The sequence below is a fragment of the Halosimplex halobium genome (assembly GCF_051414055.1).
GTDB classification, from domain to species: domain Archaea; phylum Halobacteriota; class Halobacteria; order Halobacteriales; family Haloarculaceae; genus Halosimplex; species Halosimplex halobium.
On record NZ_JBLKNX010000014.1, the window covers coordinates 107759 to 134501 of the forward strand.

Sequence of the window (26743 nt, forward strand, 5' to 3'; positions counted from 1 at the left end):
TCAACTCTTTCCCCCAGATGGACGAGGCAAACACGAAGAACGCAGTGAGATTTTATCACACCCCCGGAGTATCATAGGGGTATGGCGACTGGTGAAGAGTTGACAGACCGATTTCGGGAACTCCGGACCTCGCTCGAAGCCCTACCGGAGGTGACGGAACCGCCGAAACCGATGCTCCGGATACTCGGTTCCGCAAGGGCCGAACAGAAGTGGAATACATTGCTAGCGTACTTTCTCGACCCGTCCCAGCCACACGGGTTCGGTGCTGACCTGCTCAAAGCATTCCTCGACAAAGCGGGACAGATGACGGATGACGAGATTAAATACTACCACCGCGACATTGAGCGGGTTTCGGTCGAAACGGAAGTCACCTCACCACAGAGTAACCGACTCGATATTCTGATTCGCGCTCCTGATGAGTGGTTTGTCTGTATCGAATCGAAGGTAGACGCTTCCGAAGGTGACCAGCAAACACAGCGATACGTTGAAGATACGCACATCGGCAACGAGGAGAAAGACGAGTACCCTAAGGACGGGCGATACTACCTGTTCCTCTCAAAAGAATATGCGCCTGACTCGTCTGCCTGTGGATTTGAGGACCTTCCGTGGCGAGATGTGGTTGAGGCGTTCCAGAGTGAACTGAATCTTTCTCATGGCCGATATCCCGAACGAAGCGTCAGCCAGCTCGAAGATTTTCTGTCCACGATAATCACGGTGACCAATATGGAAGAAGACGACTTCGAACAGATACAGAAAGAGAAGGTCCAGCTTCTCAACGAGTACAGAGATGACATCGACGAGTTGTACAACGCCGCAGAAGCACTCCGTCAGCGGGCGGTTGAGGACTGGCCCGAGCTGTTCATAGCTCACATAGATGGTGATGTGTGGACAGACGAGTGGACGCTCCGAGATAATCCCAAGCGGTTCGGTTGCATTTTCAAACACGGCTGGTATCTGGATAGCGAGAATCTCGAACCGACAACCAACGCCCAGGAAACACAGGGCAGTACAGGCCTTCGTCTCCATTTCAATCACCTCATACGCAACGAGGAGTCATTCGCCCGGGGACAACTGACCTACAGACTTCGGTCCCCGACGAGCGTCGAACTACGGGAAGAGTTCCACCGCCTCTACAACGGGAAATACCAAGAGAAGCTGGAACCGGTCTTAGATGAGCGTGGGATAACCAACGTTGGAAACAAGCGCGATTATATGCGGAAAACATACGACGTAGACCAGGCGAATCTTCCCGAGAGCTATTTCGAGACCCTTGCTGTTGCGTTCGAGGAGCACCTTCCAGTCGCTGAAGTCGTAGGTGAGATACTCGATGAAGCGGTGGCGAACGTCAAAGACGAACGTATTGATTCTTAGAACAGGCTACCGATGCTTATCAGTCTTACAGACCCAACTGTAGAGCCCGCACTCTTAGCTAACGTGATTGTCGCAGTTTTGGCAGCATATCTTCTCATCATAGTGTTTCTAAAGCTCTTTGAGTCTCTGTCTGGTTTTGGGAAACGGACGACGATAACAGGGACTGTCCTTTTCAGCGGTGTCATGCTATCTATTGGTGTCACCCCACTCGGAGCGCTAGCTACAGAGTTAGCGCGAGGCTTCGAACAGATTCCTTCGGCATATCGAACTTTTATCAAAACATTGCTGACCGTGGAAACGGCTTTCAGCTTACTATTCGCTCTCAAAAAAGCGGTAGATACTAACGAGCCGTTAGCAGTTATTTCGTATCTCTCTGCTCTTTTTGGAGGACTATTATTGCCAGTTCAACCAACAATAGGAATCGGAGCGACTATCGTTGCATGGTTGTCAATGGAACTGGCCGCAGTGAACCTCTGGTAAATCGGAGCAAAACTGTTTGTTAGAACCATTCAGCCATATTAAGTTAACCTCACAAAGGTACTGTCCTCCAGCAAAGCGTTGTCTGACCTTCTATGAGGGGATTATTGAGGGTAAACTATGAACCGAAATCACAACCCGTAGAGTTCGCCTCGCTCTTCGATGGCCCGTCGAATCGTTGCTCGGGATGAGTTGAGTTCGTCGGCTGCTTTTCGCTTGCTCATCTCCTCTTTAGCGACCATATCCAATACTGCGCACGCTCGGTCGTAGTCGTCGCCCTCATAGAGTTTCCCGTCTTCCTTTGAGAATCCCAGTGGGGCAGGCCCGTGTGAGTATTCGTCTGACTTCATCCTAGCTGCGAGACCTTCCCGGGTATTCTGCTGTCGGATGTTTGCCTCGAATTCTGCAACAGCGCCCAATAGCTGCATCATCAGACGCTGCATGGCATCATCTTCTGCCTCACCTCGGAACTGCATTCCCTCATCGATGAAGTGAACTTCTGCCCCATCCTCTGTAATTTGGTCAACCGTGGACTCAAGGTCCTGAAGAGACCGAGCAAGACGAGAGAAGTCTTTACAGACTACGTAGTCCACGTGTCCAGCTTCCACGTCGTCGAGGAGGTTTCGGTAGGCTCCTCGGTCCGTGTTGGTCCCGGTGGACTTGTCTCTGTAGAACTGGAGGTCGGCCAGGTCAATCCCGAGCCGATTCCGAGCGTAGTCTTCGGTTGCATCTACTTGCCGTTCAAGAGATTGTTCCTCTGTGCTAACTCGGCAGTAAAGTGCAGCGTTTTCGGCCATACTAATGACCACGCCGGGTCACTTTTAAAGTATTGGGGTAATGACCAGCCTGGTCAAGAACGTTCGTTTTCGCCCGGCATCATACTCCTGACCCGCTCAAAGAGTTGATGACTACTCCTTGAGACGGTTAAATACTAAGAGGAGCAGGTATGTTTGTCGTATAGTAGCTCATTCTACGACAATCTCAACTCCGCTTCTGTCTACACAAACCTGAAATAAAAATAGTATCCATATTGAGATTTTTTGAGAACACAGATAGGGTATCAAGAAACAAATCATTTTTTGGATTATCAGTATAGCCACCAGAAATGCCTAAAGGCAAGCGATTAATGCCTTCCAATGGATTAATGAGATATTCTGGTAAGTTGATTTGAGCCTGCTGTTGTAATTTTTCTAATCGGTGGTAAAACGGATTATCGACCACCATAATATCTGGTGCGTCAGGATGAGAACTAATATTGACTACCTCAGGATTATTGAGGTACTGAGAGTCTCCAGATATTGTTAGCAATTGTAGTCCTCGACGCTGTTCATAGACATTTGGCTGTCTACCGAGCTCAGCAAAGAATGATTGATATCCACTTCCATCAAAAGGAATGTCTGTAAAGACGAATCCACATTTAGTCCTTGAAAATTGGTCACCTTGCCATTCAGTTTCAAGCCAAAAAATTCCGGGGGGACAACTTGCATAGGCCACTGCTATAGGACGAGAATCGTCGGATATCTCCCTTGAAATTGGATTTTCGTTTTGAGACTCTTCTAATAATTCAATAGTAGAATCAATTTTTTCCAAGTCCTCAATGAACCATCTATCCCCGCGACCTACAACTTGACAGTCACCTAGTTTAATTGTATAACCTAATCTTGAGGGGAATAAGTCTGTTCCAGTACAATTCTCAAGTAGGTCCAGAACCTCAGATATCTCTTCAGCTGATGATGCATGAATTTGCTCTTCTACGTGATAGAGGACTGATTTCCCAAAATCATGAGCGAAACCCGGGTCTCCGAAAACAAACATCGAGGGCCCTTCAGAGGTTGTTAGTAGCCAATTCTCTGGAGACTCAATAGAAGGTACGTCTTCTTGAGAGCCAACATCAATTTCCACATCGACGCGATGTTCAATTTCAGAGGAGAACAAACTGTATTCCTCCCGTTCACGGGATTGAAAAAAGGATAACAGCTGGTCATTGCTCATCTTATCTATACCATCCCCGACACGTATCCAAGGAACAAAGTCACCGTCTTCCTTGTACTGAACTGGTTTTTCATTGGCCTCATCTACGTCAATTCGAAGCAAACGTTTTCCTGAATATTCGATGAAGTTTGTCTCTAAGAAATCAATAATAGGTGGTGTGGTGTATTCAAGAGCGACATGTGTGATATGTTGGATTACCTCAGATTCAACCGGGAACCCTTGAATTAGGAGGCTATCGTTGGATTCTTTCCGGACTCCTATTATCACGGTCCCTCCATTTTGGTTTGCCATCGCAGAAAGAACCTTTACAAGCTTTTTACGCCCCTCAGTACTTTCAACTATTTCCTTTGATTTACAATCAAATTCTTCCGACTCAACCCCTGGTTGGGAAGCGAATTGTTCAATCAACTTTTCAGTCTCTTGCTGTAGACGCATTACCTGACCCTGAAACGCTCCGTTCTTAACAACTTACCTCACCAAGAGGGTTCCCACCAACGAAGAACTCAGAATCCGTATAGAGCGCAGGTTTCGAGAGGAATTGCAGGTCTCCTCATCGATTATGTACGACTGATTAGATGCAGTCCAAAACGCCAGAATTGAACAGACAATAGCGCAGGAATGGACTGGAAAACTGAATAGCGATTCGTCGATACTACTTTCAGTACGGTCCCCCGAATATTAACCCCAACAGCGTTCTACCTCTATCTATGCCGCTTTGCCCCAAATGCAGAAACGATTCGGACTCATCAGTGGCTCAGAAGGAGAAACAAAAATGCAGCCGTTGTGGAAGAACATTCTAACTATGCCACTTTGTCCAGAGTGCGAAGAGATGGCAGAATCATCAATCACGGCCAGAATGCCGGATTCGTACGGCGACTCCGGAAAATGTAGTCGATGTGGGAAGGTGTTCAACTGATGCCGCTCTGTGCTAAATGCATTAAAGAAGCTGATACAGTGTCCCTTTCAGGTGGGAAGAGTACTAAGGAAAGTTCTTCCAAGAAGTGTAGCCGATGTGGACGGAACCTTAGCTAATGGCGCTCTGCAAGGACTGTATTCAGGAGGCTGAATCAACATGGGCAGCTCTTGCTGAAGACCCTAATCCGAACGAATGTAGCCGATGTGGGGAGCAAATTAGCTGATGCCTCTTTGTTCCCAGTGTCGAGAAAAAGCGGAGTTTAGCGTGAGAGCAAATCATGACCAAAAGGAGTCTGACAAAACCTGTAGTCGGTGTGGGAGAGCAATCGGATAGATGTCCGATAAAAGTAAGACGGCTGAAGTGGAGACGAACGAGAGTGAGTCAGAGGTCAACGAAGAAGCTGAATCTGAACAGGAGGATGATGAACGTGATATCGTCAATCCAGAAGACTTCTCAACGCTGAAGCTGACGTTAGAGGAAGCTCGAAGACAGTACGACGATGAAGAACGGCGTCGGACCGCTGTTGAAAACAAAATTGGTATCGTTGTCACCGTAGACACACTCCTAATTTCATTTGCTGCACTCTTCAGCCAAGACCTCCATCTAATTCTCCTTGTCACAGTGATGGTTCCAGCCCTTGCCTCTGCTGGATTAGGACTCTATGCAATACGCTCGCGTGACTATGAACGTCCTGGAAAAGATATCTGGGACTTTCATGATTACTCAGGGTTCGATGACGAGGACACCCAACGCGAGCAGCTCCTCTTAGATTATGAGACAACCACAGGAGGGAATCAGGAGAAGAACGACCCCAAATTCACGTATTTCAACTGGTGCATCGCCCTTACATTCACATCGCTCGTACTTGTCCTCTTGACACCCATTGCTCAGCATTTCGGAATTGATGTTTGGCTCATAGAGCAAGGGAAGAACGTTGCGAGCTATTTGCCTGTTTGAATTTTAGCTTCTCAGAAACGTCGCCTTCGCAGAGGTGAGCGAGTACCTGGATTTTTACGACTGACTGCCTCATAAATACTTTTTCAGGCAAACAAGGGTATCAAACCGTTCCAGCTATTCACAGACAACATTTTCGCTCACGGATTTTCCTTCAACTCTTCCGAATTTCTCGATGTTGCAAGATATTGTGATACAATTTTGTAGGCGTTTCTGACCACACTTCAAATTATGGCTGGAAACATCGTTTGAATGGGAGAAAGCTTAAATATACTAATTAAAGACATACACCCATGGGAAAATCAAATAAAGAATCCTATCTCATTGAGGAAGTTGTATCGACGGCAAAGAGGTTTGAAAATATAGACTCTAAAGACGAACTAGAGCCAGTAGACGTACAGTTTGTTGTTGGACTCAATGGCACGGTGAATGAAGTAATCGCGGTTACCCATTGTGGTGGTCCACGTATTGAAGCGAATTTAACAACGGGTAATATACACGGCTATGGTTTTTCTGAGCGTCATAGTACTCATTTTGAGAGAACCGATACTGTAGACCGCATTGAGGAATTCTATCGCAATCTCTTCCAAAGTACTGCCGTTTAATAAGCTCACAAGCGGATTCCTTGTTCTTAGAGATTCCAGAATTGAATCTCAATAGCCTATTCCCCAGTGTAATCCCAGTACTTCTGAGTAGGGCTTTTTCCTTTCAGAACTAAAACTGCATACATACCCCAAATGAAGGTGAGGACACCGACACCCCACCAATAGTACTGTAACTTGCCGAGAAGAGAGAGTCCTCCGTAAAGCAACAATATTGCATAAAAGAATCCGAAGACACGGGGCCACCAGACCTCTACAGTTGTATGCTTGATATAGACATTCGGCTCGTTCCCTTGTTTGAGACGGTCCCACTCCATTTGGAATGGGTCATACGGAAGGTCTTCCGCTATCTGCCAGAGAACTCGGTACTTCCCGCTGTTCAGTTGTTTGTACGAGAGAATGTGAAAAGTCCAGAGGACGCAGAACGGTAAACCGATTGCACCAATAAAGAGTATCCCAATCGGTGTAATGAACCCAAGTTTACCCCCGATTCCAGCGATTCCAAGTAGAGCGATGAGGAGACGCAAGTAGAAACGATTGTTCTTGAGACGGCGGTTACTCACTTGATGGGTGGATTGCCCATAGAATTTCCATTGTTCGAGAGCAGAATTTTGACCAGCATTTGGTTCAGGTGTCTCGATATTCTTATCCGCGTCCTCACTACTCATGGAGACAAATCACGGATACCTTCGACAACAGAGTCGGTATTCCACCCCACCATACGGTCTGCGTGCCGTTCAACGTAGTTGGAGGTGTTGTCACTTCCCCAAGGTTCAACGCCTAGTATGGGTTTCTCTTCGTCCTCAGCAATCCGAATTTCTCGACCAATCCAGTCGCTATAAGACGAGTACAGGCCAGCAAGGGCGATAACGACGGACGCAGGTTTAATCTGCCCTTCACGGAGTTCCTCCTCTAACTCCTCGTCAGTATCTGCATCTATCTCCTCTTCTTCGGGAACACTATAATTTCTATATTCGAAACGATTTGCCTCATCAAGGAGGTCAATCAAGTTCTCATACTCACTGCTGTAATCCCAAGAGTGTGAGACGAAAATTCTGTATTCTGTTCGTCTTTCCTCGTCGCTAAGTGTGATGGTTTCTACGTTCAACGAATCTCTCGGCATAATCCGTAAAAGATAGTCCACTGGTATAGTAGCTTTCCCCAAGGTCTGAGACGGCGAATGATATCACGTGTCCACGGCTGACACTCAAGGTGCTAGGTCACGAATCCCGTCTACAATCGAATCCGTATTCCAGCTAACCATCTCATCAGCATGCTGTTCTACGTAGTTCGAGGTCCGGTCATTCCCCCACGGTTCCACACCGAGAATCGGTTTCCCTTCTTCCTCAGCGATACGAACTTCTTTTCCAATCCAGTCGCTATGCGTCGAATATAACCCTGCAAGAACGACCACTACTGAGGAAGGCTTGATTTGTTTCTCGCGGAGAACCCGTTCGAGCTCTTCGTCGGTCTCGGTATCGAACTGTTCTTCTTGAGGGACACTATAGTCCCGGAAATCGAAGCGATTAGCCTCTTCCAACAATCGAACTAATCGTGCGTACTCTTGGTCGTAGTCCCAAGAGTGTGAGATAAATACTGCATAGTCTTGTCTCCTATCGAGCGAGGCTTGCTTACCTCCCTCACTATCATCTCCCGGTTTCCGCGTTCCCTCTGTGGGATAACTGCCGCCCTCTTCAGTACTCCGTGGTTTATGCTTATTACCCATTCTCTTTCACCTTTGTTGAATTGTATGAGTTGAGTATTGCTTGACCAGACCCAAGGTCCTGCTCGACATTTACCTTCCAATTCTTGTGTCTCTTCGAATTATGTCTGTTCTCCTCAAGACCGGACTTACGTCTCCAGCGCCCGCCAGCAGCTGCAACGATTTCTGGTGGCGCTTGAGAAAGGAAACGAGTAGATTGTTTGCCGATAATCAGGATTCCAGAGGGGTGTAGCACCGAAATCAGGGCCTCCAAGTCCCTTTTTAGTTCCTCGACTCGTGCTTTGTACCCCGTTGCGTAGAACACGAGAAAATCTGTTCCTAAACGCTCCATCGTTGGTCGGCACAATTCAAAATGCCACGGCAACCATCCCTTAGCTTGCACTAAGACGGCGGTCGAGTGATTCTCTAATCGCTTGTCGAACCATTCGGTTCCGTCCATACAGTCGGATATCGCATTTTCCTGTACTTCTGGCGACATCGGCGACTGATAGACTGAATACTCCGTGGGGATATGATAGTCAGGCCCAAATCTACGTACTATATCCAACTCATCAAGCCAGCCCAACTCTTTGAGAGTATCATCGTGTACCGTAGTCGTCGTAATTACAGTTTGGTCCTCTCGGAAATACGTGTTTGCGGTTTCACGGTGTATGTCTACCAGCTTTCGAGCGGACTCAATTGACAACATTACAGTGTCAATTGATGGGTCGTTCACCACTGCCCTTCGCTCGTTTATATCCGGGACCTTTACTCGGTTCACTATACCAGATACTGGATAGTCTCCTGTCGGTCCCGAGTTATGCTGGCCCTCTGGCTTACTGGCGGTGCTACAGGTATCTCCTGATGGGTCTCGAAAACTCATTCATCTCCTCCGGTCTCCGCGTATTTTTCATGGGAGACATATCCATATCAGATATCCAGGCAAATAAAATTTATTGAGAACCTGGATATCTCAGCGGCAATTTGTATTTGGGAGACAATCCGATTATCGTTTCCCCAAACCGGCCGCAGCTAATTTTATACTTCTCAGAAGAATTTATGGTCACGTGAATTAACACCTCCTGACAAAAGTAGTGCCCTGATTTCTACCAAAGGTTTCTGCTGAAATAGATTTAGCAGTTTCCTTGGTAACAAGTATGAAGTGGGTTGGGCGGACAGAATGGTGTATCCATGAGTACCATCTCGGAGATTCCCTCCCTCTTTGAAACGTGTACCCCGCACGATGACGTTCTCGAAGGAACGCTCTCAGAAAATAAGTTCGCAGCAAAACTCTCTGAAGTAGTTTTCAACCCCGAAGCAGCACCCGATATCTATTCCGACCCAGATTCATTCTTCGAAAAAACCTACCCGACAGAGGGGCTCCAAGACCTTCTGACTATACTTGCAAAACGGTACGTCGGGCAGTACAAAGGGGAATTCAGCGGAGAAGACGGATTGCTTTCATTGGACACTGTCTTTGGAGGGGGAAAGACACATTCGCAGATAGCGGCATACCACTTCTCACAGCACCCGGACTCGGTTGAAGACCTCGGGAAGTATGTCACTGACGACGATATACGGGCAGAATTCGAAGAAATAAAAGATAACATCTCAGTCCGAACTGCTGTCTTCGAGGGCGGTTACGTTAGTGGAAAAAGTGCGAAATGCAACAAAGAGGATGACAACGCGCCCGACACACAGACGATGTGGGGCGAATTGGCCTACCAATTAGCGGGGGCAGAAGGCTACGCTCAGTTCAGCGATTACGATAATGACCTCTCGGCCCCTGGAGAAGCTGAAATCGCTACGCTCTTCGAATCTCTTGACCAACCAGGTCTCGTTCTTATCGACGAGGTAGCGCAATACTTCGAGCAGGCTGCTGCTATCGGTGTTGAGGGCTCAACTTTGGCCAAACAGACGAACTCATTTCTCTGGTCACTCATGCGAGCGTCCCAGAATTCGGATGCAGTGACAGTCGTTCTCAGCGTTTCGTCCACAGCGTTTGAGGAACGGGCAGAAGAAGTTCAGGACCTCATCGATGACCTCGATGATATATCTGAACGAACCGACCACGACGTTACGCCAACAACTGACGATGAAGTGGCTGCTGTCCTCCGAAATCGGCTCTTCAAATCTGTAGATGACGGTTCTGCCAGAAAAACTGCCGAAGCGTACCAAAGCTTCTACCGGGAGATAGAGGGTGACCTTCCGGATAGAGTTACAAAAGCAGACTATCGAGACCGTCTCGAACGTACTTATCCCTTCCATCCCACACTTATTGACTTACTTAGCAAGGAAATCGACACGTTACCAAACTTCCAGCGTACACGTGGTGCGCTGAAGTTAGTTTCCCGTGCAGTCTATCGAATCTGGAATGACCAAGACACCAATGCGGGGAGGAATTACGTGCGTGCCTTCGATATGCATCCCTCTGATAGCTATGTCTGGTCCACATTGCTCGACCTCTTTGAACACATCGAACAAGACTTGCGTGCCGCTTCGAAGTCTGACATCCACAGTGACGACGGCAAAGCGGCGTGTGAGTACGAGGACGAGACTTGGACACCGATGGGGCATCCTCCGATAGCGACCCAGCTCGGGACAAGTATTCTCTGGAAGAGTATTGTCTCTGGCGGGAATCGAGGGCGTGGAGTGACACGCCGGAAACTCTGGGAGATGATTTTAGAACCTGGTACTGAGCTTGACCACTACCGAGATGCACTTAAGAGCCTCAATGAAACCGGGTCGAATCCTGATACAGAGGCCTTCTTCCTCTACGAAACAGAGAACGGTCTCCTTCGATTCAAGGGCGAACCAAAGATTTCCCAGCTCATCACTAACGAGGCCAGTCAAATCGAAACCGGTGTTGCCCGAAATCGTCTCGAACAGACGATTCAGGGTGCGCTGGGAGGCGGAGTATTCGAAACCATATACGACGCTCAAGCCCCATACGAAATTCCCGATGACTACGATACAGTTCGCCTATGCGTGATGGGATTCGATGCAGTGACAGTTACGAACGACGCGGAGGGGGCTCCAGACCTGATACAAACCCTAGCAAACAAGACGGGAAATTCACCCGGCTCTGAAAAGAAACGAGTCTACCGAAACAACGTCGTGTTCCTCGTGGCTGGAGAACAGGAGATTAGTGGCGCTCTCGACCATGCTCGGCGGGTGAAAGCAATGGAACGCGTCTTGAACGGAGAGGCATGGGAAGACGAACTCAATAGTGCCCAGCGTGACGACCTTGACGAGCGACTTCAGCAAGAGTCTGCTTTACTCGGTGAGTCAGTGCGTCAGTCCTACAGGCATCTATATTACCCAGATTCTGAAGAGTTAGCGCACGAGACTCTCGATTCTGTCAACGACAGTAACGACCTTCATGATATTGTTTTCGAGAGTCTCGAAAGTATAGATAAACTCATCACACAGGACGAAGGGGCACTCGGAACGACTTGGTTCCGAGACCGTATCTGGGAGTCGGAACCGGACTCGATGACAACGCTGGAAATTAGAAAACTCGTCGCGAAGCGCACTGATATCGATATCCTCCTTGACCCCAAGCCGCTCCGTGCGACTATACGTGAGATTGTGGTTACTGCTGACGAAGAAACCATCACCAAGTCCACCTTCGTGTTCTGGGATGACACTACGGGCGAAGGGTATTGCTCCGAGACTCTGACTGTAACTACACCAGACGGGGAGAAGACACTATCTGAAGCCGAGGAGATGTCTACGGATTTCCCGATGTCAAGCGTAGTGATTAGCGATGACCATCACGTCTACGGAGATGGTGAGAAACTCCTCGAAGGACGAGACGTTACATTCCCCGAGCCAACCGAAGAGGAGGATGAAGACGAAGAGGACGATGAAAAGACTACGAAGACGACGATTGTTAACCCGCCAGGAGAGACCGACAGCGGACCCTCGGAAATCTCATTCAATGTCGGGACAGATACTCCCAGAGCTATCCAGGGTGCGTTCTCGGACGTGAACTCGGCTATCGACCAGAAGAAAATGCGCCTGCGAGATAACTATGATGTCTCCAGTAACGATATTGAGGTCGTCATTGGTAGCATTGAAATCGAACTGGAAGGCGACCAAGTTTGGGAGCGGGCGTGGTTCATCTCGAACAAGCTCAAAGATTTAGATGGGATTGGGCAAGCAACGTCTATCGTGTTCGAATTCGTTGCGGAAGGTACTGACAGGTCGAGCAGTGTCTTTGAGGCTGGTTTCGAGGGGTCAGCAGCCGAGTTTGCGAACCACTTTGGGACGAATCATATCCCAGAGAGCTTCATCAGTGCTGGCGGGGACTCAGAAGGGGAAGCCGTTCTGACGATAGACTCGGGGTCCATGGAGGATGACAGCCGCGAGGCCACGCTGGATGTGCTACAGGAGGCTCTCGAAAACCTCGGTGGGATTAACAACGTCGAACTTGACGTCTCCGGTATCGTGAAAGAAGCGTCGGAGCAGAGTGAAGAGGTGTCCGCATGAGTATCGAGACGGAATCATTCGCCTATGGGAGTAGCATGTATGGCGGTCGGCCGACGTTCGCCCTGACGCGCCGACTGGGCGATGATGCTGGTCTCACTCTGTACGAGCTAGTCCCCGAAGACCTTGCTGATGGACGCCAGAAGCGCTTCAAAAAGGCGAACAGCGACCGTACACTCTCGCGGGTATCAGTCTCGGCCGCTGTGCCAGACGTATCGGAAGACCCCAACGGCAGTCTCGACTTTTCTAAAGTTGGAGCTTCGTCCACCCGCAAACTAAAAGATTGGCGTTGGAACAATTGGTGTGCCCTGAAAATTGCCGCCCTCTCGAACAGTCGTCAGCAGGCGATTCAAAGACTCGTTCGTGATGTCTTGGATGACTGTGGGATTGACTCCGACTTCGTAACCCGCGGTGAGGGGTCAGCGGTACTGTCTGAGGGTGCGGGAATTCGGCTGACTATTGCATTTCTAGCGATGAAACGACTTCAGAAGTATGAGAAATTAACCACCGTTGCTGATAGCATATCACGGATGAGTTTAGAAGAGTGCTATTATTGGCATGCAAAGTGTCGGTCCCCAACCAATCCGAATGGAGTGAAAGCACTTCGAATGCTCCTTGCAGGACACATTCAATAGAGTATACAAATGTCTAACAATAATAACACATCATCGGAAGGGCGGTCATTAAAAATCGAAGAGCTACTACCTGTTACAGCGGTGGGTATTGAAAGTTTGAAAGAAGCCAATCCAGAGGTAATGTCTCCTCATAGAAAAATCTATAAATGGTTTGCTCGTCGCCCCACAGCAGCTACCCGGCTTGCTATTCTTGCATCCATTCTCCCAGATGATGTTTCAGACGACCAACTCCTTCGCTGGATGTGTATCGGGCCGAAAGAGGGAGTTGATGGGGCTATTGAAGATTATGTAGTTAACAAACAGGCGACAAAGGACAATAATAATCAGCCTGTTACATCTCACTTCGGATATGATTATCCTCTACAAAATATTCCTCCAAAGAATGAAATGCAGGAATTCCACGAAATAGTGAGAGAGCATTGGGATGGGTCACTACCTACGGTACTAGACCCAACGGCTGGGGGTGGAACAATTCCACTAGAATCTCTTCGATATGGGTTACCAACTATCTCAAATGAGTTGAATCCTGTAGCTTGGTTACTCAACAAGGTTATGTTAGACTACGCGCCCTCTCAAGGTTCGTTAGATGGGGACATTAGACCGTGGATGGATGAAATTTTAGAATTTGCAGATGCCGAACTTGAGGAATATTTCCCCCGACGAGACGGTGTTGCCCCATCCCATTACTTCCGTGCATACAGTATTGAATGTCCTTCCTGTGGGCAAATACTCCCGCTAACTAACCGCTGGTGGTTCAATCGTCGGCTCAACATGGCGGTCCGACCACTTTTCGAAGGAGATGCCCTCAGATATGAGTGCATCAATACAGAGGAGACAAACATCGATTTTGACCCTAATGAGGGAACAGTAAGTGGTGGAGATGCAGAGTGCCCGCACTGTGGTGTTGTTACAGAACGGGATGAACTCGTTGAGATGTTCCAGTCAGAGGACTTCAAATACGAAGTGCTCGCAGTTAGGTATGAAGAGAAAATATCAGGAAGCAAGTATCATTCTCCATTGGAACAGGATTACGAGGCAATTCAAAAAGCACGAGAAAAGGTCAAGAATGACTTACATTTGGCGACGCTCCTTGCGTCAGAACGTTTCGAGGGACACTGGGACCGGGCATACCCCTATGGAGTGACTCAATGGAGGGATGTATATAGCCCTCGTCAGTTACTCAGTCACGCAAAATTGCTTGAGGGATTCAAGAAGGTTGAAGAAGAAATCCGTGAGGAGTATAATCCTGAGCGTGCGGAGAGCATCCTTGTACTTCTATCGTTGATGAGTACAAAGCTGATTGAGCGGAATTCACGTCTTGAACCGATTGATGTGACCTATGGTTCGCCTGCAAATATGTTGGGGAATAACAACTTTTCGTTCCAATGGAGTTTCGGCGAGAGCAACCTGACAACAGGTACATATAGCCTGAAAACCGCAGCGGATAATGTTCTAGATAACTATGAAAACGTGGTACAATTTCTATCCCACGTAGATGGAGGTAGTGTTACAGTAAATCAGGGAGATGCGGCAAACTTGCCACTGGAGGATGACTCGGTAGATGCTGCGGTAATGGACCCGCCGTATGGAGATAATGTGATATACTCTGAAGTAGCAGATGCTTTCTACGTGTGGCTGAAAGAATATCTCGGGGATATTTTCCCCCAGACATTCAGTGGTTCTGCGACAAATAAGGAAGACGAGGCGGTGGAAAATCCAGCGATGGTCTCGGATGCGGAAGAGGCTACCGCTCGTGAACAATATGAGAACAAGATGAGTGACATCTTTTCCGAGGTCTACCGCGTTTTAGATTCCAAAGGTGCTCTCACAGTATATTTCACTGACAAAGAGGCCTCAGCTTGGGACTCACTCACAATGGGACTCATTAATTCTGGCTTTTCTGTAACCGCAACTCACACTATTACGAGCGAGATGCCTCAACGGGTTGGAGTTCAAGGGAGTGCGTCTGCAGATAGCACTTTACTCCTCACTTGTAGAAAACCTGGAACTAGTGAGGAAATACGAAATCGGCAGCCAACACTGTGGAGTGATATACGGGAAAAAACCAGGGAAGCAGCCAGGAATAAAGCCAATGAGCTTCTGGATTCAGATTTGAATTTAACTAAGACAGATACCATAATCAGTGCATTTGGACCGACACTCAGAGTCTTTACTGAAAACTATCCAGTAGTTGATAACCATGATGAGGTCGTAAGACCCAAACAAGCACTGGAAGAAGCTAGGACAGCAGTTGTAGAAGTTCTCGTTGATAGGGAGCTTGAAGATAGTCTCGATGATGTCGATAACCTCAGTACATGGTATATTTTATCCTGGCTTGTTTATGGTCGAGAAACAATCCCGTATGACGATGCGCGACAACTGGGGCTCGGCGTAGGTGTTGATGTAGCTGACATTAAGTCAGATACTAAGATATGGAGTAAGAGTGGAGATAAGCTAACACTCAAAGGACAGTCGTATCGAGTGAGAGATTATACCGCACTTGAGGCGGGTGAGAAGCGGAGAAAGAGAGCATATCCGATTGACCCACGTGAGGACTCATTCAACTACGCGATTGATGCTGTCCATGCAGCTCTGAATGTACTCGAAACCAAAGGGTCTGACTTCACATGGAATTGGTTGAATGACCGTGGACTTGCAGACCAGTCTCAGTTCCGGCGAACAATTAAGAGCCTAATTCAGGTACTTCCAGAATCGCATGAGGACTATGACTCTATAGTAAACCTCGTATCTGGAGAGACTGGAGAGCTACTCGACATCGAAATAAGTTCAATAAATCGTAATAACGGAGATGATGACCAAAGCCGAGCGACATTAAGTGACTTCTGATAATGGGATTCCCCAAAAGGTCGTGGAGGCGTATATACGAAAGTAACTTCCGTGGGGACGAAACCCTCGTTAGTTCATTCTATCAGCCGATGCTTTCAGAGGCGATTCAATACGACCGCTTAGCTGGCTATCTGAGTCTCCAGAATCTTGCCGACGCATTGCAAGGAATAGAATCTGCATTCGAATCTGATGGCGAAATTCGCATCATCGCCTCAAAACGTCTGAGCCGAGAGAACAAGCCAGTCCTGACCGACGACGCACCGCTCTCTGAGGAAGGCGAATCACGTCTTGCCCTCATTGCCCAGATGATGGAGGAAGGACGCCTTCAGCTCAAAATCGGTGAGCCTCGAAACAATTCCGACTCGGGCATCTTCCATCCCAAACTTGGCATCGCAACTGATGCCGACGAGAACAGAATCACGTTCGAGGGGAGCATTAACGAGACCTACAACGCGTGGTATCGTAACTACGAGCGATTCAAAGTCCACCGTTCATGGGATGAAGTCGAGAACGAGTACGTCGAGGAGGACGTGAAGACCTTCGAGCGGCTCTGGAACGAGGAACATCAGGATGTCGAAGTCACAGCTATTGACGAGGCCATCGAGCAAGATATTCTCGACTGGCAGCCCGAATCTGAGGAGGAGGTCGAGGAGCACGTAGAACGGCTGAAGCAATCGAGTGAACCCCCTGCTTCCGAAGCGACAGTCAGCCGCATCGCAAACGAACATGAACTCCTTCCTGGCGCGGTTCACATCGCCGAGGATATCAGTTCGATTGAACCGTGGCCACACCAGCGTGTCATCGCTGACACGGCCACGAGCATCTATCCAGAGAGTCTCCTGTTCTGCGATGAGGTCGGACTGGGTAAGACCATCGAAGCTGGGCTCACTATCTCTCGACTCCTCACGATTGGAGAAGTGAGCGATGCTCTTCTGCTAGTTCCGGCTACGGTCCAGCCACAGTGGCAAGAAGAACTTCTGGAGAAATTCAACGTCAACGCTTACTCCTACGAGTACAGCGGTGCTCAGCGAGTCCTGCGTGACGCATACGGTATCGAACACTCACTCTCCGACTACGAGACCCTCGACAGATGGGAAGACTCACACATCGGTGAATTCGTCTCCGACCGTGACGAACCGACGGTCGTCCTCGCCTCATGGCATACGGCTCGGCGGACCCAGAATATGGGGATGTTCTCCCCGACAACTCACTGGGAGAAGGAACATCCAAGAGATGCACCTGACGACCGCTTCGAATGGGACCTCACGCTCGTTGACGAAGCGCATCACGGTCGTGAGGGGACGAACCTATACAACCTGCTCACCGACCTCCAGGATGACACCGCCTGCACGTACGTCCTGACAGCGACACCGATGCAGCTCGAAATCACCGAGCTGTTCGATTTGCTACGGCTGTGTGACCTGCCCGATGGGTGGAACGACAGAGAGGCATTTGATACCTACTTCGAGGTCCAGCAGAAGCTCACCGAGACACTCGATGAAATCGAGGCTGACGAGTCAAGAACTGTCGAGGAGGTTCTCCCTGATATCGCCTCGAAGTGGAGTTATGAAGACTATGAAGGAATGACCCATCTCCGAACCTGGGCGGGGATGATACAGTCCTTCGTTCAAACGCACGAGGATGTCGCAAAGCGGGTCGAAGAACAGGTGGATGACAGTGATTTCTCTCTCGGTGAGCGTCGTCGGCTCAACCGTGTGCTCGGGACTGGACGACTCGGAACCCGCGACTGGGAGGACAAGTTCTCGAATCTCTCGGTGGAGAGCCTTCGGTTCCTCCTCGACCTCGGTGAAGAGACGACTCCCGTGAAGTCCCGCGTATTTCGGAATACCCGACAAACGTTGCGAATGTGCCAACAGGCGAATCTCCTCAACGAGAACATCCCACGACGGGACATCGAAACTCGGTCTGTCGAACTTGGGGACGCTCGCCCGCTTTACGACCGCGTAGAAACGTACATCAGTAACGTCTACGACCAGTCCAAGAAGCTCTTGGAAGGCAAGGAGAAGACAGCTATCGGGTTCGTGATGACGACGTATCGACAGCGACTGACCTCCAGCCTCCACGCTGTCGAACAATCGTTGCAGCGTCGTCGTCAGAATCTGAGTTCTGACCTTCGAGATGTATCCGATGTTTCCGATAGCGACCTGACGACCGGAGCGATTGCCGACCGCGAGGAAGTGCTCCAGCGTGAGTACGGCATGACCGTTGACGAAATTGGTGCGAGCGGTTCTGCTGGTGAACGTGTCCGTAAGTACGAACTCAACGAGCTAGAGAATTTTATCGCTCAACTCTACGACGTTCCGGAGGACCCGAAACTGGAACAACTGATGCAAGACCTCAACGAGCTCAGCGCACGAGCTCGGGATACAGTCATCATCTTCACGCAGTATTCGGATACGCTCGATGCCATCAAAGAGAAGGTCTCCCTCAGCCACCATGACGTTGGGACTTACTCTGGACGAGGTGGAGAAATCTATGACTCGGGCAAGGGCGAGTGGAACGGTGTGAGCAAGGAGCGAGTCAAACGGGAGTTCACCGACCCTGACGGTGACCTTTCTATTCTCGTCTGCACGGATTCGGCTAGTGAAGGGCTGAACCTCCAGACGTGTGATGCTCTGATTAACTACGACCTCCCGTGGAACCCGATGAAAGTAGAACAGCGGATTGGCCGCATCGACCGCATCGGTCAGAAGAATGAGGAAGTGCTCGTCTGGAACTACGTTTATGACGAAACCGTTGAGGAGGACATCTACGAACGTCTGGGTGAGCGAATCAACCTCTTTGAACAGGCAGTAGGTCCACTCAGGCCGATTCTGGAGGGACTAGAGGGCGACGTACAGAACGTAGCGATGGGCGAATCAACGAGGTCGGGAGAGGACATTGCCGAAGTTGCGGAAGCTGAGTCAGCACAGGCGGAAGAAAAATCGAAGCAAGTTGGTTTAGCACAGAATCTCGACGAGGTTCAGCCCGCGGATATCATTGAGAAAGCAAAGCTCGATGGGTGGACAGCTTCACATCCAGACATTGGTAGTATCGGATACCCCGACCGTCCGTTCGAACCACTGGTTAATCCTGACGTGGTGAAGCGGCTATTTACGCAGAGTCAGGTGCTTCGAAACAAGGGGTGGAAATTTGAGATGCTTGACCGTCAACTGACTGAGGATGAGGACGCCCCATACCAGAAACTCTACCGACTGAGTTTCCCTGAGGAATCAAATGTACCTGTCGCAACCAATCCTCCAGTAGACACCGTTCAGGCGTTATATACCGACGATGACGAAGTGCTAGTCTCATTTGACCCCGAAGTACTCGAATGGTACCCTTCAGTTGTGATACCACTCCCGCACCAAGAGTTGTTCGAATATTTGGTGGAGGAACTTACCACGGAGTTAGAAGGAGTTTCCGAAGAGGACATTGTTCGTGTTATTGGGGCCTACGATGGAAATAGACCAATAGTACAGGCGGGACTGGAAATCACAAACGACCCGCTCGTCGCTACCTATGCAACAACTGAGGCACGTAGACTTACACTGGACTCTCCAATCCCAAGGCTGGACGAAGCAAAGAAAGAGATTCGTGAGTGGGTAACCGAATACTCTAAATCTTAGCAGAACTTTCATGCTGCCTTTTACATAGAGTGTACACATGGCTATCGTTCGTTGTCAAGACCATCCTCCGCGAACCCACAACTATGAAATCGCTGTAAAACCGGTCGGTTACCCAGATACTGCCCTCATCTGTGGGAGAGATGAGAAATCGCATGACGAAATTGGGTGGGTATACCTCCTTTCAGAGGAATACGAAGAGTATCAGGAGGGTAAGCGAGTGTTCGGTCTGTGGGGCCCTGAATCGTCATCAGGTGCTGCAAAAGTAAGAGTTAGCGACGAACTGGTTGAGGGGCTGGGTAAATGGGCAGAAACTGAGCAAGATGCTACCTCACAGCTCCAATCACAATCAAGCATAGACCGCTACTGAATCAGCGACAAACATTTCTATTTTATGAACTATCATACCAAACACCGTATAGTCGTAACTTGGTTAATCCTATCGGGACTCCAAGTCTTCGAGACGGTCTTCAAGGTCTGAAATACGACTATCTACTTCGTATTCAAGGTCATCAATTTTATCCCGGAGTTCGTCCGCGAGTGTTCGGTTCAAGAGTTCTGTCTCAAGTTTACTGACGCGTTGACTCAAATCTCTCAAATCAGCCGGGACAGCGAGGTCATCAATGTGGTTGTGGATAAAATCTTCACCGCTGTCTGTCAGCCCATAATAATCAATAGTCCCACCATCGAATGTCTGACTTCTGCTGGTGATTTCAACGAATCCTGCAGCGTCTGGTCCCAGATAGCTTTCAATTCTATCTATCACTTCCCCTTGGCTTTCTGCACCAACTGGTCCGACAGAATCTTCTAAACTGGTTTCTCCTCTAATAGCGAAATGGACTAGGAGGCGTTGGGACAGCTCATCAATTTTGAATTCTCCTCCATCCGAGGTCACATAGATGATGACGGCCATTGGAACTACTCATCTAAAATAAGCCCAGATACTAACTAATATCGATGGTACTCGTGCTCATGGAGAAACGCTTGGTCACCGTCTTCCTCTATCTCATCTAGAAAAGTTGCAGCTAACGTGGTATTGAAGCCAAACTCATCATTAATTCCCCTGGCGGTCTGAACCATCTCTTCGTAATGTGCTTCTGCAATCCAGTCCGATATCCAGAATATGTAGCGAAGCGTTCTCATTTCGTCAAAATCGACCATTTCTGCTGCGGTATGTTGTCTAACCATCTCCTCTGGAATGAGGCAAGTGGGTTGTCCGTAGTCACGTAGTCATCACCCTCGTAGTCCATTGCAGGGATATACACATCAACAATTGAGGCAATAATCTCAGACATCTCGTCTTGCTCAGTCGCCTAGACTAAATCAATGAAATTTTCGTAGCTGAACCAAACTTCGATGTCCTCCCGAGAAGCGAGTCGCTCAAATTCCACACGCTTCTTTGGGTTCTCTGTCAGAGCTATCCAATAGCAGGTATCTAATATCACCCGCTGCACTATTCCTTTTTTTACGAACATCTTATAATGGAATTTCGAGTGTACGTGAATTCCTCACAAGGCGGGCAATCTGTTCTATAATGGCCATCCACATCAAATCGTATTTTTTGTTTGATAGATGGTTATGCGAATTGCACCGTGCCAATCGGAAATGAGAGAGATTGAGAGTAAATGACTAATTCGAATTTGCTCAATTCTAGTCGATATTCGGCTTTATAGAGAACCCATATCTTGAGAATATCTGCATAAAATAAGACATTGTAAATCTATACAGGTTACTATTATGAAGATGCAGAAAAAATAATGATGCGTATGTCAGACGATGAAACCGAGGAAGACAGCAAGCAAGAACTGCTCAATATATACGACCGGCAGTATAGTTCCAACCAACATGAGGGTACTGTAGCCTCCCATATCAACCTCTATTTTCCATTTGATGGTGTAACAGGCCATCACTTCCAGTTCTCCAGAGGTGCATTCAATGCTGTAAACTTGAATGGTGAACGGAAAGCAGCATTCCAGCAAATCATTGACTCAGAAGGCTTGAAGTTTGAGACTGAAGGTCCGAGCTGGATGACAGCCAGAGACCCCGACTGGTCGCCGGGTACAGCGGTCAGAATGACTGAGAAAATTCTTGAACAGGTCTACGATATTAACCTCGAAGATGTGACAAAAATTGAAGCAGTAAATTCATAGATGGACAGTGTTTGGCTGACCTGACGCTCTCCCTTGTTGGCTCCTGTCTGCAGCTCTCCACTGTTCTTACATTTCACTCTTCGACCTCGCCATTTAATGCAGCGACAGAAACCGAAAGGGGTAGCTCAGTCCCAATACTGACAATGTGGACGATTCTTCGATTCGTCCTGCCACTCTGTCGTCTGAGAGCGCTCTCTTGGCGGCTACGCCTTGAAATTAAACCACTTTCACTCCGGTTAGCGGACCTTTTAGCCACTACGGGACACATTCACATGCAGAGAGTCTGACCGACTCTCAACGCTACACACGCCCCAGGACAACCCCGAATATCACCCATGTCCACAACCACCAACGACTCGCCGACGCTCGGACAGTGTCCGGACTGCGGGACCGAAATCGCCACTTACAGCGTACTTATCGAGTACGAGACCGCCGATGGGCGACCTGCCCTCTGGGCTGAGTGCCCCGAATGTCAAGAGGTCGTGCATCCTGAGTAGTTCGTACACTCTCACAAGAAATTCATCTCTGGGTGACGAGAGAGATTGCTCTCATGGCTCGGAAAATACCATTCGGTACGGACGGCCTCGTCCATATCTGGGGTTCAGTACCAGAAGATTTCCCTGAACTCTACCAGTACAAGTACACCTGCGGAGTGGTTTCCGTCCATCTGTAACAAATTGCTGAACTGATGAAGTCGTACCAGGTGACTAAGAATGGCTGAGAATGACCCTAACTATTTGTCCGAAATCATCTTTCAGCGCTCTCTAAAGCAACAACTCCGGTTTGAATTTGGATTCGCTCCACTGCTTACGACATTAGTCATCTTGACGGCACCTGGAGGGACTCGGGGTGCAGTCATCATCGTCGCGGTCGTGAGCCTTGTCATTATGGCGTTTCTCCGATGGCTCACATTCACAGGACGTTTTGCGGATGAGAACCGCTTTCTACAGCAGACTGTCCGCCCCGTCGAGCTCTGCGCAATCATCGGTGTGATACAAATTGTTCAGTATGGCGCTACGAAACTCTCGCCGTTAGTCTCGCTCACAGTTGTGAACATAACGACTCTGCTGGCGGTGATTGGGACACTAGCGTTCATCGTCTTTGTGGAATTTGTCTTCCATACCTATCAACTCGGCTGGGGCTCATTGTTCTATCTTCGCTACCGAAAAGCAGTAGAAGAGACGGGAGAGCTAAATTCGATTGAAGATGTAATTGGACAGTTTGAATCTGTGGGCGCACTATTCCGACTACTCGGAATTACGATTCTGGGTCGAATGTACATGGAGGTCGGCTACTACGTCCTGCAAGGTGCGATTCCAGATAGACAAGACAAATACATTGAGGAACTGGCCGAGTTTGTCCAGGAGGTACAAGAGCTGAAGAGTGGTACCCGGAACTGGGGTATCACTGGGACGCTCGTTCTTTCGTTGGTCGTCGTGCTACCCGTTTTCGTAGGCATAGCATGGGGGTTATCACTGGTTTTGGGTACATTTGGGTCACTAGTATTGGCACTCATCACAATGCGTGTCGTAAAGCATATCGTCGGATTCAGCTACATTGCATTCGGAACGCTACGGTTCGACCAATTCATCACGACGAACAAACGCTCCATCGCACTATTGACTGGTTATACTGCGATTGTATATCTCATGTTCTTCGCTCCTCTCTCAACATAATCATGGGCATCAGGGGTGAAAAGGACAAAATTTCAGGGGTATAACGTAACACTTAGCCCATCACCATAATTCCACTTCTCTATACTATGCGGTTTCAAACAAGGTTCTAAAGCCAAGACTCCAGCGGAATTTTCATCAATACGTTCGAAATATAGCTGAGATTTGAGTGAATATAATTTTCCAACTCTAAAATTCGGAATTTTTAATACACGCCAAAAATAACAGAAATATGGAGGTTAAAATGAATAAACTATTGAGCGCTGACTTGATAGGTGAAATAGCAGAGATAGAGAACCAATCACACGGCAGTCTCCGAGGTGAACATCATGAATTCCAGTAAATCAGATAGCAGGAACTTCGAGAAATTGCGGTCGGGCTTGCAGGTAGTGACACAACTTGAAGACCGCGTGGATGATGATGATGACCTCCAACCGCAATTACGCGCTGCCCGCTCCTATCTCGCAGAGGCGAGCCGACAAGTCGAGACCGCCGGGTTAGAAAGAGAGTTTTCGAAAGCGATGGGGTATGCAGCTAGTGTAGCTCTCAATTCGGAACATGACGACCTCGCCGAAGACGCTCTTGACCTCGGTGGTGTAAAAGCCGAGAGCATTGTCGAGACGTAGGTTGTTGGTAGTCGTCTGACCATCAGCTTAGCCCTGGTGGGCTTGTCCGGGTTCGATTCCCGGTTTGAGCATCTGGTGAATCTATGAAACAGCCATCCGATATCGAGAAGACGTGTGAGTCATTGCACAAAATCAACAAGCACGCGAAGAAGTACGCAGAATTAGCAGATGAGAATTATCGACGAGGGAAAAAAGCTACTGCTCGTTTAAATAGTATAAAAAAGAAAGCGCTCTATTCACTCAAGACGAAGGTCCTCAAACGGCTCTATGACTTTGAATATCACGACCGAATCGAGCTACATGATATCAATGGCCGAGAGTACTACTGCTTCAACATAGAGCAGTGGTCGTTCCATGCGCCTGTCGATGACTGGTCTGGGAGCCACCCTGCGAAGAGAGAGATTTCCTGTTCAAAGTCGATAGAGAATTTCTCGAAAGGGACAGAGAGCCACACAGATATGTCACTCAAAGCTGCGTTACTCTACCTCAACAACGAATTTGGATTCAACCCAAATGAGTATCTAGAGGAGGAGAACGTGAGCTACGGCCATCGCTCGTACTTTGCGGGATGGGATTATCTGAACTGAAGAATATAAATTATGACTGAATCAAAAAATATTGAACGCACGTGTGAGGCGCTATCTAGAGTGAATGACTACGCTAAGAACTACGATGCGAAAGCAGAAGACGCCTATCATCGCCAAGAAACAAAAACAGTGAGAGAGAACAAATGGAAAAAAGACCTGTTGTATTCTCTCAAACGAGACGTACTCAAACAACTGTATACTCTTGGCCATTATGACAGAATTGAGTGCCACAATATAGAAGGAATCCAGCACTATTGTTTCTATATTGGTAGCTGGTCGTTCCATGTTCCAATAAATCAGTGGGATGGAGAACAACTCCCAGAAACCGAAATCAAGAGCGGAGAGGCGATTGGCGAATACGGAGGGAGCTCCAAACACCAACCAGATATCTCGTTGGAGAGCGCGATATTACACCTTTGCCGAGAGTTCGAATATGAGCTGAGCGAATTCGTTGGGTTGTGTTCTTCGACCGGAAACTGAGGAGGGATTCTCTATCACTGGTTTCTCTCACGGACCACGCGCATAAGACACTGGAAGCGAAGAAATATTCCATGATATTAACCAATTTTAAATCATCATATTAAAACAGAAAAGAATTTAAATATACATATACCCATGTGATAATTGCAATGAAGGAAATAAGTGAAAAAACTAGAGTTGAAGAGATAATTGAACAGTTACAGCAGAGATTTGAGAATATTGCTGAGATTCACATCCATCACTTCTCAACCGCGACCAATGCGTCAGACTTGCTAATAAAAGTACATACCGGAGATGCTGAATCGTTCGAGCAGTATCTCGACGAGTTTGCGGACGGGAAGAAAGCAATAGTCGATGTCGGTAGGGAGGACCCACTCACACTACCGGTTTCGGTGATGGCGACGTACGATGGACCAGGAAACATGCAGTCCTCAGAAGGAACCACTATCTATATGAGCGAGAATGTCATCGGTGCTGAGCCACGGTCTACTGATGACGGACTGCGGCGTCTCAAAGAAAAGCTGAGTGGAACCTGCCCGTGTTGTCGTGAGTCCGTTGAGAGTTTCAGTGAACACTATCGAGAGAGTCGAGAGTGTTGGGAAGACGAACAGCTGTAAAGGGACTGTTCGCTCCCACACCCAGAGTAGTATCGTCTGTCTTGGACTGGATTCTCTCAACATCGGTCGCGAAATCTGCTCGTCCCTCGGTGGGTTCTACTGGGTTCGATTCCCGGACGGGTACTTAAAGTGAGATATTATGATGAATCATGACTACTTCCGACAGTTGAGCGCAGTAGAGCGAGTGACAACCGCACTCTTTCATTTCGACGGTGAATTCACAAAATGCGTTCTCGCTGAATTCGCTGGAATCAGTGAACATGAAGCTGCCAAAACGCTTCATGCTTTGGAGCACTTGGGCGTCGTCGTCGAAACTGGTGGCACTCGATACTCTAAGTATCGATGTGCAGACCAGGTGTCGGAATCCACAGACATCAACGGGTGTGTCTGGTGTGGGACTATGGATGACAACGTGCTCGTGGAGTCGGGAACTCCAGCTGGGGAGTATCTGGGACTCGTTGATGACGAGACAGTTGAGTTGTGTGATGATTGCTTGTACGAGGTCTCTGAGACCATCGTCGGAACTACAGATGGACCCACTTCAGAAGAAAGGGTGGGGGTAGTTCCCATCCACCCAGTCTGTCAAGCGGACGGATGTGAGTATCTCGCCGCACGAGGAATTGCAAGCAAGCGAGGCCATCCACACGATGAATGGAAGCTCTGCTCAGAACACTACAACGAGGTCAAGGGCCAAGACCCGTGGTATCCGCTAGGGCATCACTGGAATCTCCAAAAACTCCACTATAGATGCCCTGAAACCGGCAGTATCTCTCACAATATCATACTTCGAGAGCAAGACGATGGTGGATATCTTTGCTCCTGTGAGTACAAGCACGTCCCCGTCGGTCGAGATGATGAGGAGTTCTCTGTTTGAGCAGAGATTCAGAATTGAACTAACAGGACTTGATGCTAACCACATAGGAGCGGTTGCAACCGGGGCAATCCGCGATGTAGTCAATAGCGGTCTCAACCATCTCACCACATTCGCACTCTACGA

General features: G+C 48.5%; 25 protein-coding genes. 17 read left to right on the forward strand and 8 right to left on the reverse strand.

Annotation, left to right across the window (positions count from 1 at the left end; translation table 11 throughout):
- Positions 1-81 precede the first annotated feature (81 nt).
- Both ACMGFG_RS15485 and ACMGFG_RS15490 read left to right on the forward strand, forming a co-directional pair.
- Positions 82-1371 carry a PD-(D/E)XK nuclease family protein gene (locus ACMGFG_RS15485; RefSeq protein ID WP_436931227.1) on the forward strand — a complete coding sequence of 430 codons (1290 nt, stop codon included), beginning with the start codon at positions 82-84 and terminating at the stop codon, positions 1369-1371.
- A 12-nt stretch (positions 1372-1383) separates the two neighbouring features.
- The gene (locus tag ACMGFG_RS15490; RefSeq protein ID WP_436931228.1) at positions 1384-1851 is read left to right on the forward strand and encodes a hypothetical protein; all 468 of its coding nucleotides are present in this window, start codon (positions 1384-1386) and stop codon (positions 1849-1851) included.
- A gap of 128 nt (positions 1852-1979) precedes the next feature.
- Here ACMGFG_RS15490 and ACMGFG_RS15495 read toward each other — a convergent pair whose 3' ends face one another.
- Both ACMGFG_RS15495 and ACMGFG_RS15500 read right to left on the reverse strand, forming a co-directional pair.
- Positions 1980-2645, reverse strand: a complete 666-nt coding sequence (locus ACMGFG_RS15495; protein WP_436931229.1) for a recombinase family protein — start codon at positions 2643-2645, stop codon at positions 1980-1982.
- A gap of 184 nt (positions 2646-2829) precedes the next feature.
- The gene (locus ACMGFG_RS15500) at positions 2830-4275 is read right to left on the reverse strand and encodes an AlbA family DNA-binding domain-containing protein (protein ID WP_436931230.1); all 1446 of its coding nucleotides are present in this window, start codon (positions 4273-4275) and stop codon (positions 2830-2832) included.
- 814 nt (positions 4276-5089) lie between these two features.
- Between ACMGFG_RS15500 and ACMGFG_RS15505 the strand changes: the two genes are divergently transcribed.
- A complete protein-coding gene (locus ACMGFG_RS15505; RefSeq protein WP_436931231.1) occupies positions 5090-5713 on the forward strand; it encodes a hypothetical protein in 624 nt (207 codons plus the stop codon).
- A gap of 290 nt (positions 5714-6003) precedes the next feature.
- A complete protein-coding gene (locus ACMGFG_RS15510) occupies positions 6004-6315 on the forward strand; it encodes a hypothetical protein (RefSeq protein WP_436931232.1) in 312 nt (103 codons plus the stop codon).
- A gap of 56 nt (positions 6316-6371) precedes the next feature.
- Here the strand turns inward: ACMGFG_RS15510 and ACMGFG_RS15515 are convergent, their stop codons facing one another.
- From ACMGFG_RS15515 to ACMGFG_RS15530, 4 genes are all read right to left on the reverse strand, one after another.
- Positions 6372-6980, reverse strand: coding sequence for a RipA family octameric membrane protein (locus ACMGFG_RS15515; RefSeq protein WP_436931233.1), 609 nt, complete (start codon positions 6978-6980; stop codon positions 6372-6374).
- Positions 6977-7435 carry a TIR domain-containing protein gene (locus ACMGFG_RS15520; RefSeq protein WP_436931234.1) on the reverse strand — a complete coding sequence of 153 codons (459 nt, stop codon included), beginning with the start codon at positions 7433-7435 and terminating at the stop codon, positions 6977-6979. The genes ACMGFG_RS15515 and ACMGFG_RS15520 overlap by 4 nt, the downstream gene beginning before the upstream one ends.
- Positions 7436-7519: 84 nt before the next feature.
- Positions 7520-8038 (reverse strand): TIR domain-containing protein, encoded by a 519-nt coding sequence (locus ACMGFG_RS15525; RefSeq protein ID WP_436931235.1) that lies wholly within the window; start codon positions 8036-8038, stop codon positions 7520-7522.
- Positions 8031-8897, reverse strand: a complete 867-nt coding sequence (locus ACMGFG_RS15530; protein ID WP_436931236.1) for a hypothetical protein — start codon at positions 8895-8897, stop codon at positions 8031-8033. Before ACMGFG_RS15530 ends, ACMGFG_RS15525 begins: the two co-directional genes overlap by 8 nt.
- 308 nt (positions 8898-9205) lie before the next feature.
- Here ACMGFG_RS15530 and ACMGFG_RS15535 point away from each other — a divergent pair, with 308 nt between their 5' ends.
- The 5 genes from ACMGFG_RS15535 to ACMGFG_RS15555 are packed head-to-tail and all read left to right on the forward strand — an operon-like array spanning position 9206 to position 19983.
- Positions 9206-12508 carry an ATP-binding protein gene (locus tag ACMGFG_RS15535; protein ID WP_436931237.1) on the forward strand — a complete coding sequence of 1101 codons (3303 nt, stop codon included), beginning with the start codon at positions 9206-9208 and terminating at the stop codon, positions 12506-12508.
- Positions 12505-13140 (forward strand): DUF7680 family protein, encoded by a 636-nt coding sequence (locus ACMGFG_RS15540; RefSeq protein ID WP_436931238.1) that lies wholly within the window; start codon positions 12505-12507, stop codon positions 13138-13140. Before ACMGFG_RS15535 ends, ACMGFG_RS15540 begins: the two co-directional genes overlap by 4 nt.
- A 9-nt stretch (positions 13141-13149) precedes the next feature.
- Entirely contained in the window at positions 13150-15987 is a 2838-nt protein-coding gene (locus ACMGFG_RS15545) for a DUF1156 domain-containing protein (protein WP_436931239.1), read from the forward strand.
- Positions 15988-15989: 2 nt separating this feature from the next.
- The gene (locus ACMGFG_RS15550) at positions 15990-19616 is read left to right on the forward strand and encodes a DEAD/DEAH box helicase (RefSeq protein ID WP_436931240.1); all 3627 of its coding nucleotides are present in this window, start codon (positions 15990-15992) and stop codon (positions 19614-19616) included.
- A 37-nt stretch (positions 19617-19653) separates the two neighbouring features.
- Positions 19654-19983, forward strand: a complete 330-nt coding sequence (locus ACMGFG_RS15555) for a hypothetical protein (protein WP_436931241.1) — start codon at positions 19654-19656, stop codon at positions 19981-19983.
- Positions 19984-20052: 69 nt separating this feature from the next.
- On the opposite strand, the gene ACMGFG_RS15560 is transcribed toward ACMGFG_RS15555, so the two are convergent.
- Both ACMGFG_RS15560 and ACMGFG_RS15565 read right to left on the reverse strand, forming a co-directional pair.
- Positions 20053-20526 (reverse strand): hypothetical protein, encoded by a 474-nt coding sequence (locus tag ACMGFG_RS15560; RefSeq protein ID WP_436931242.1) that lies wholly within the window; start codon positions 20524-20526, stop codon positions 20053-20055.
- 35 nt (positions 20527-20561) lie between these two features.
- Positions 20562-20801, reverse strand: coding sequence for a hypothetical protein (locus ACMGFG_RS15565; RefSeq protein ID WP_436931243.1), 240 nt, complete (start codon positions 20799-20801; stop codon positions 20562-20564).
- Positions 20802-21379: 578 nt separating this feature from the next.
- On the opposite strand from ACMGFG_RS15565, the gene ACMGFG_RS15570 reads away from it, so the two are divergent.
- The 8 genes from ACMGFG_RS15570 to ACMGFG_RS15605 all read left to right on the forward strand — a co-directional run bounded on the left by ACMGFG_RS15570 (position 21380) and on the right by ACMGFG_RS15605 (position 26620).
- A complete protein-coding gene (locus ACMGFG_RS15570) occupies positions 21380-21763 on the forward strand; it encodes a hypothetical protein (protein WP_436931244.1) in 384 nt (127 codons plus the stop codon).
- 335 nt (positions 21764-22098) lie between these two features.
- Positions 22099-22260: a DUF7837 family putative zinc-binding protein gene (locus ACMGFG_RS15575; RefSeq protein WP_436931245.1), complete on the forward strand. Its 162-nt coding sequence runs from the start codon at positions 22099-22101 to the stop codon at positions 22258-22260.
- A gap of 216 nt (positions 22261-22476) precedes the next feature.
- On the forward strand, positions 22477-23439 hold the full coding sequence (locus tag ACMGFG_RS15580; RefSeq protein ID WP_436931246.1) for a hypothetical protein: 963 nt from the start codon (positions 22477-22479) through the stop codon (positions 23437-23439).
- Between the two features lie 326 nt (positions 23440-23765).
- On the forward strand, positions 23766-24062 hold the full coding sequence (locus ACMGFG_RS15585; protein WP_436931247.1) for a hypothetical protein: 297 nt from the start codon (positions 23766-23768) through the stop codon (positions 24060-24062).
- 83 nt (positions 24063-24145) lie between these two features.
- A complete protein-coding gene (locus ACMGFG_RS15590; RefSeq protein WP_436931248.1) occupies positions 24146-24649 on the forward strand; it encodes a hypothetical protein in 504 nt (167 codons plus the stop codon).
- Positions 24650-24709: 60 nt separating this feature from the next.
- Complete coding sequence (locus ACMGFG_RS15595; protein ID WP_436931249.1) at positions 24710-25129, forward strand: hypothetical protein; 420 nt, start codon at positions 24710-24712, stop codon at positions 25127-25129.
- A gap of 149 nt (positions 25130-25278) precedes the next feature.
- On the forward strand, positions 25279-25746 hold the full coding sequence (locus ACMGFG_RS15600; protein WP_436931250.1) for a hypothetical protein: 468 nt from the start codon (positions 25279-25281) through the stop codon (positions 25744-25746).
- Positions 25747-26146: 400 nt separating this feature from the next.
- Complete coding sequence (locus ACMGFG_RS15605; RefSeq protein ID WP_436931251.1) at positions 26147-26620, forward strand: hypothetical protein; 474 nt, start codon at positions 26147-26149, stop codon at positions 26618-26620.
- The last annotated feature ends 123 nt before the right edge of the window (positions 26621-26743 follow it).

Bases quoted from the DNA above. Each gene is read 5' to 3' on its own strand.
- ACMGFG_RS15485 (WP_436931227.1), top strand. From the start codon at position 82: ATGGCGACTGGTGAAGAGTTGACAGACCGATTTCGGGAACTCCGGACC.
- ACMGFG_RS15490 (WP_436931228.1), top strand. From the start codon at position 1,384: ATGCTTATCAGTCTTACAGACCCAACTGTAGAGCCCGCACTCTTAGCT.
- ACMGFG_RS15495 (WP_436931229.1), bottom strand. From the start codon at position 2,645: ATGGCCGAAAACGCTGCACTTTACTGCCGAGTTAGCACAGAGGAACAA.
- ACMGFG_RS15500 (WP_436931230.1), bottom strand. From the start codon at position 4,275: ATGCGTCTACAGCAAGAGACTGAAAAGTTGATTGAACAATTCGCTTCC.
- ACMGFG_RS15505 (WP_436931231.1), top strand. From the start codon at position 5,090: ATGTCCGATAAAAGTAAGACGGCTGAAGTGGAGACGAACGAGAGTGAG.
- ACMGFG_RS15510 (WP_436931232.1), top strand. From the start codon at position 6,004: ATGGGAAAATCAAATAAAGAATCCTATCTCATTGAGGAAGTTGTATCG.
- ACMGFG_RS15515 (WP_436931233.1), bottom strand. From the start codon at position 6,980: ATGAGTAGTGAGGACGCGGATAAGAATATCGAGACACCTGAACCAAAT.
- ACMGFG_RS15520 (WP_436931234.1), bottom strand. From the start codon at position 7,435: ATGCCGAGAGATTCGTTGAACGTAGAAACCATCACACTTAGCGACGAG.
- ACMGFG_RS15525 (WP_436931235.1), bottom strand. From the start codon at position 8,038: ATGGGTAATAAGCATAAACCACGGAGTACTGAAGAGGGCGGCAGTTAT.
- ACMGFG_RS15530 (WP_436931236.1), bottom strand. From the start codon at position 8,897: ATGAGTTTTCGAGACCCATCAGGAGATACCTGTAGCACCGCCAGTAAG.
- ACMGFG_RS15535 (WP_436931237.1), top strand. From the start codon at position 9,206: ATGAGTACCATCTCGGAGATTCCCTCCCTCTTTGAAACGTGTACCCCG.
- ACMGFG_RS15540 (WP_436931238.1), top strand. From the start codon at position 12,505: ATGAGTATCGAGACGGAATCATTCGCCTATGGGAGTAGCATGTATGGC.
- ACMGFG_RS15545 (WP_436931239.1), top strand. From the start codon at position 13,150: ATGTCTAACAATAATAACACATCATCGGAAGGGCGGTCATTAAAAATC.
- ACMGFG_RS15550 (WP_436931240.1), top strand. From the start codon at position 15,990: ATGGGATTCCCCAAAAGGTCGTGGAGGCGTATATACGAAAGTAACTTC.
- ACMGFG_RS15555 (WP_436931241.1), top strand. From the start codon at position 19,654: ATGGCTATCGTTCGTTGTCAAGACCATCCTCCGCGAACCCACAACTAT.
- ACMGFG_RS15560 (WP_436931242.1), bottom strand. From the start codon at position 20,526: ATGGCCGTCATCATCTATGTGACCTCGGATGGAGGAGAATTCAAAATT.
- ACMGFG_RS15565 (WP_436931243.1), bottom strand. From the start codon at position 20,801: ATGGTTAGACAACATACCGCAGCAGAAATGGTCGATTTTGACGAAATG.
- ACMGFG_RS15570 (WP_436931244.1), top strand. From the start codon at position 21,380: ATGTCAGACGATGAAACCGAGGAAGACAGCAAGCAAGAACTGCTCAAT.
- ACMGFG_RS15575 (WP_436931245.1), top strand. From the start codon at position 22,099: ATGTCCACAACCACCAACGACTCGCCGACGCTCGGACAGTGTCCGGAC.
- ACMGFG_RS15580 (WP_436931246.1), top strand. From the start codon at position 22,477: ATGGCTGAGAATGACCCTAACTATTTGTCCGAAATCATCTTTCAGCGC.
- ACMGFG_RS15585 (WP_436931247.1), top strand. From the start codon at position 23,766: ATGAATTCCAGTAAATCAGATAGCAGGAACTTCGAGAAATTGCGGTCG.
- ACMGFG_RS15590 (WP_436931248.1), top strand. From the start codon at position 24,146: ATGAAACAGCCATCCGATATCGAGAAGACGTGTGAGTCATTGCACAAA.
- ACMGFG_RS15600 (WP_436931250.1), top strand. From the start codon at position 25,279: ATGAAGGAAATAAGTGAAAAAACTAGAGTTGAAGAGATAATTGAACAG.
- ACMGFG_RS15605 (WP_436931251.1), top strand. From the start codon at position 26,147: ATGGATGACAACGTGCTCGTGGAGTCGGGAACTCCAGCTGGGGAGTAT.